This window comes from Subsaxibacter sp. CAU 1640 (genome assembly GCF_023156585.1).
Lineage (GTDB): Bacteria > Bacteroidota > Bacteroidia > Flavobacteriales > Flavobacteriaceae > JBPOFM01.
The window spans coordinates 1-5,524 of the sequence record NZ_JALNMI010000007.1 but is presented as its reverse complement, the minus strand read 5'-3'; the positions used below and the strand labels follow the sequence as shown (position 1 = coordinate 5,524).

Here is a 5,524-nt window from a genome sequence, read left to right as displayed (position 1 = left end):
TAACGCAAAGTCTTCAGGGATAGGGTTGTAAAAAAAACTTCAAAAAAAGGTTGAAAAAGTTTTGCTGGTAAGGGGAAAAGGGTTGTATATTTGCACCCTCGCAAAACGGGACGGTCCTTATGGGCCTGGTTTTCGGGGGCGCTCTTTGGGACATTCGGGCATGCGGGGAACAAAGAAAAAAATTTTTTCGTTTTTTGTTTGCAGGATCAAAAAAGGGTTTTATATTTGCACCCGCTTAAGGAATGAAGGCCTTGTGGCGACAGAGAAAAAAGTTCATTAACATATTGAATTGACAGCGTAAGGGAGCTATCGGGAACGATGGCTTCCAGACAAGAGAATAAGCCATTTTGAGTACCGGTTACAATATTTCTTTGGTTGTTTAAGACATGGCCGCAAGGCCGAAGATTTAACGATGAAGAGTTTGATCCTGGCTCAGGATGAACGCTAGCGGCAGGCCTAACACATGCAAGTCGAGGGGCAGCACGTCTTCGGATGGTGGCGACCGGCGCACGGGTGCGTAACGCGTATGCAACCTACCTCTTACAGTGGGATAGCCCAGGGAAACTTGGATTAATACCGCATAGTATGCGGGACCGGCATCGGTCCTTCATTAAACATTCATGGGTAAGAGATGGGCATGCGTCCTATTAGTTAGTTGGAGTGGTAACGGCACCCCAAGGCAGCGATAGGTAGGGGCCCTGAGAGGGGGATCCCCCACACTGGTACTGAGACACGGACCAGACTCCTACGGGAGGCAGCAGTGAGGAATATTGGACAATGGGCGGGAGCCTGATCCAGCCATGCCGCGTGCAGGAAGACTGCCCTATGGGTTGTAAACTGCTTTTGTACGGGAAGAAACACCCCCTCGTGAGGGGGCTTGACGGTACCGTAAGAATAAGGATCGGCTAACTCCGTGCCAGCAGCCGCGGTAATACGGAGGATCCAAGCGTTATCCGGAATCATTGGGTTTAAAGGGTCCGTAGGTGGGCGATTAAGTCAGAGGTGAAATCCTGCAGCTCAACTGTAGAATTGCCTTTGATACTGGTTGCCTTGAATCATTGTGAAGTGGTTAGAATATGTAGTGTAGCGGTGAAATGCATAGATATTACATAGAATACCGATTGCGAAGGCAGATCACTAACAATGTATTGACACTGATGGACGAAAGCGTGGGGAGCGAACAGGATTAGATACCCTGGTAGTCCACGCCGTAAACGATGGATACTAGCTGTCCGGCGCAAGCTGGGTGGCTAAGCGAAAGTGATAAGTATCCCACCTGGGGAGTACGTTCGCAAGAATGAAACTCAAAGGAATTGACGGGGGCCCGCACAAGCGGTGGAGCATGTGGTTTAATTCGATGATACGCGAGGAACCTTACCAGGGCTTAAATGTGGTCTGACAGCTTTAGAGATAGAGTTTTCTTCGGACAGATCACAAGGTGCTGCATGGTTGTCGTCAGCTCGTGCCGTGAGGTGTCAGGTTAAGTCCTATAACGAGCGCAACCCCTGTCGTTAGTTGCCAGCGAGTGAAGTCGGGAACTCTAACGAGACTGCCGGTGCAAACCGTGAGGAAGGTGGGGATGACGTCAAATCATCACGGCCCTTACGTCCTGGGCTACACACGTGCTACAATGGCCGGTACAGAGAGCAGCCACTGCGCGAGCAGGAGCGAATCTACAAAACCGGTCACAGTTCGGATCGGAGTCTGCAACTCGACTCCGTGAAGCTGGAATCGCTAGTAATCGCATATCAGCCATGATGCGGTGAATACGTTCCCGGGCCTTGTACACACCGCCCGTCAAGCCATGGAAGCCGGGAGTGCCTGAAGTCCGTCACCGCAAGGAGCGGCCTAGGGTAAAATTGGTAACTAGGGCTAAGTCGTAACAAGGTAGCCGTACCGGAAGGTGCGGCTGGAACACCTCCTTTCTAGAGAAAGACGACCTAAAGAGGTAAAGAAAAGGGAAAGGGATAGTTTATTCTCCTGCTGTCGATTTAAATGATCTATTATAGTAGAGTCTCATAGCTCAGCTGGTTAGAGCGCTACACTGATAATGTAGAGGTCGGCAGTTCGAGTCTGCCTGAGACTACAAACTACTATATATAAAGGAAATTCTGGAAGTTGGGCAACCGTTCGAGTTGCAGGTTCAGTGTCTGCTGACTGCGCACTGTACACTGCCTACTGAAGAAGCGGGGGATTAGCTCAGCTGGCTAGAGCGCCTGCCTTGCACGCAGGAGGTCATCGGTTCGACTCCGATATTCTCCACAGTTCCGCAGAGCGGAAAAAGGTTCATTGACATATTGAAAAAAGATACATGAAAAAATATTACTGCCATGGTTTTAGGACCGTGGCGGGTAACAAGTGGTCGATCGCAGTCTACGAGCTGGCGGTCGATTGCAAAAACTCATTAAAAGACAAAAGTACAATAAGCTAAGCAAGAGCGTATGGGGGATGCCTAGGCTCTCAGAGGCGATGAAGGACGTGATAAGCTGCGAAAAGCTGCGGGGAGGGGCACATACCCATCGATCCGCAGATATCCGAATGGGGCAACCCACCATATTGAAGATATGGTATCCGCAAGGAGGCGAACCCGGGGAACTGAAACATCTAAGTACCCGGAGGAGAAGAAAACAAAAGTGATTCCGTAAGTAGTGGCGAGCGAACGCGGATTAGCCCAAACCATAATTGTTACGGCAATTGTGGGGTTGTAGGACCACGACATTTGAAGCACAACGAACTGGAACCCTTTGGAAAGAGGGGCCATAGACGGTGACAGCCCGGTACAGGCAAGGCGTGCGTAGATAGTGGTATCCTGAGTAGTGCGGGGCACGTGAAACCCTGTATGAATCTGGCGGGACCATCCGTTAAGGCTAAATACTCCTGAGAGACCGATAGTGAACCAGTACCGTGAGGGAAAGGTGAAAAGAACCCTGAATAAGGGAGTGAAAGAGAACCTGAAACCATACGCTTACAAGCGGTCGGAGCCCTTTGGGGTGACGGCGTGCCTTTTGCATAATGAGCCTACGAGTTACCGTTGCCAGCGAGGTTAAGGCATTAAGTGCCGCAGCCGCAGCGAAAGCGAGTCTGAACAGGGCGCCATAGTTGGTAGTGGTAGACGCGAAACCGTGTGATCTACCCATGGGCAGGGTGAAGCTGTGGTAACACACAGTGGAGGCCCGAACCGGTTGACGTTGAAAAGTCTTCGGATGACCTGTGGGTAGGGGTGAAAGGCCAATCAAACTCGGAAATAGCTCGTACTCCCCGAAATGCATTTAGGTGCAGCGTTGACATATAGTTCTGTAGAGGTAGAGCTACTGATTGGATGCGGGGGCTTCACCGCCTACCAATTCCTGACAAACTCCGAATGCTACAGAATGTTGGTCAGCAGTGAGGGCATGGGTGCTAAGGTCCATGTCCGAGAGGGAAAGAACCCAGACCATCAGCTAAGGTCCCCAAATGTATGTTAAGTTGAATAAACGAGGTTGGACTGCTTAGACAGCTAGGATGTTGGCTTGGAAGCAGCCATTCATTTAAAGAGTGCGTAACAGCTCACTAGTCGAGCGGTCCGGCATGGATAATAATCGGGCATAAACATACTACCGAAGCTATGGACTTTTAAAAGTGGTAGGGGAGCATTGCAGTGCCGTCGAAGGTGTGCCGCGAGGTGTGCTGGAGGAGCTGCAAAAGAAAATGTAGGCATAAGTAACGATAATGCGGGCGAGAAACCCGCACACCGAAAGACCAAGGTTTCCTCAGCTATGCTAATCAGCTGAGGGTCAGTCGGGGCCTAACGCGAACCCGAAAGGGGAAGTGGATGGACAACGGGTTAATATTCCCGTACCTGCCCGCGCTAAAAGTGACGGAGGCGTATACTTGGTGCGAACTGACGGAATAGTTCGTTGAAGCCAGTGGCAACACGGCGATAGTACACTGAGGCTACGGCCAAGGTGATAATCCAGGGAAGCGACTTCCAAGAAAAACGAGCGAGGCAGCCCGTACCGCAAACCGACACAGGTGGTTGGGATGAGAATTCTAAGGTGCTCGAGAGATTCATGGCTAAGGAACTAGGCAAAATTGACGCGTAACTTCGGGAGAAGCGTCGCCCACAGCGATGTGGGCCGCAGTGAAAAGGTCCAGGCGACTGTTTATCAAAAACACAGGGCTCTGCTAAATCGAAAGATGACGTATAGGGCCTGACACCTGCCCGGTGCTGGAAGGTTAAGAGGAGGGTTTAGCTTCGGCGAAGATCTGAATTGAAGCCCCAGTAAACGGCGGCCGTAACTATAACGGTCCTAAGGTAGCGAAATTCCTTGTCGGGTAAGTTCCGACCTGCACGAATGGTGTAACGATCTGGACACTGTCTCGGCCATGAGCTCGGTGAAATTGTAGTATCGGTGAAGATGCCGATTACCCGCAGTGGGACGAAAAGACCCCGTGCACCTTTACTATAGCTTAGTATTGGTTTTGGACAAGTAATGTGTAGGATAGGTGGGAGACTTCGATCCTGCGTCGCCAGGCGTAGGTTAGTCATTGTTGAAATACCACCCTTTGCTTGTCTAGAGTCTAACCCTTTCCTGAAGGGGACAGTGCTTGGTGGGTAGTTTGACTGGGGTGGTCGCCTCCAAAAGAGTAACGGAGGCTTCTAAAGGTTCCCTCAGCACGCTTGGTAACCGTGCGCAGAGTGCAATGGCATAAGGGAGCTTGACTGAGAGACATACAGGTCGATCAGGCACGAAAGTGGAGCATAGTGATCCGGTGGTTCCGTGTGGAAGGGCCATCGCTCAAAGGATAAAAGGTACGCCGGGGATAACAGGCTGATCTCCCCCAAGAGCTCATATCGACGGGGGGGTTTGGCACCTCGATGTCGGCTCGTCACATCCTGGGGCTGGAGAAGGTCCCAAGGGTTGGGCTGTTCGCCCATTAAAGTGGCACGCGAGCTGGGTTCAGAACGTCGTGAGACAGTTCGGTCTCTATCTACTGTGGGCGTTAGAAATTTGAGTGGATCTGACTCTAGTACGAGAGGACCGAGTTGGACGAACCTCTGGTGCACCAGTTGTCACGCCAGTGGCATTGCTGGGTAGCTATGTTCGGAAGGGATAAGCGCTGAAAGCATATAAGCGCGAAACCCACCACAAGATGAGATTTCTTTAAAGGGCCGTGGAAGATGACCACGTCGATAGGCCGCAGGTGTAAAGGCAGCAATGTCACAGCCGAGCGGTACTAATAGCCCATAGGCTTATTGTACGCCGCTCTTTTAGTAAGTACGGATTTTCATGTAAACGGCGATTGTCGCCCTTTTTTCAACATGTCAAGATATTTGTCCATCCGGTGATGGACGCTGTACGCTGAAGGCCAAGGGCCGACAGCGGAAAGCTAAAACTTAAGGTGGTTATAGCGACGGGGCTCACCTCTTACCATTCCGAACAGAGAAGTTAAGCCCGTTTGCGCCGATGGTACTGCACCTCGTGGGAGAGTAGGTCGTCGCCTTTTTCAGAAGCCCCCAACAGAAATGTTGGGGGCTTTTTTT

2 tRNA genes and 3 rRNA genes are annotated in these 5,524 nt (G+C 51.0%); all 5 read left to right on the top strand.

Annotation, left to right across the window (positions count from 1 at the left end):
* The first annotated feature begins 409 nt into the window (after positions 1–409).
* Positions 410–1,925, top strand: a 16S ribosomal RNA gene (locus M0G43_RS15780).
* A gap of 87 nt (positions 1,926–2,012) precedes the next feature.
* Positions 2,013–2,086, top strand: a tRNA-Ile gene (locus M0G43_RS15775).
* A 102-nt stretch (positions 2,087–2,188) separates the two neighbouring features.
* Positions 2,189–2,262 (top strand) — tRNA-Ala (locus tag M0G43_RS15770).
* Between the two features lie 158 nt (positions 2,263–2,420).
* Positions 2,421–5,241, top strand: a 23S ribosomal RNA gene (locus M0G43_RS15765).
* 137 nt (positions 5,242–5,378) lie between these two features.
* A 5S ribosomal RNA gene (gene rrf, locus M0G43_RS15760) occupies positions 5,379–5,487 on the top strand.
* Together the 16S, 23S and 5S rRNA genes with 2 tRNA genes alongside form the textbook arrangement of a ribosomal RNA operon.
* The last annotated feature ends 37 nt before the right edge of the window (positions 5,488–5,524 follow it).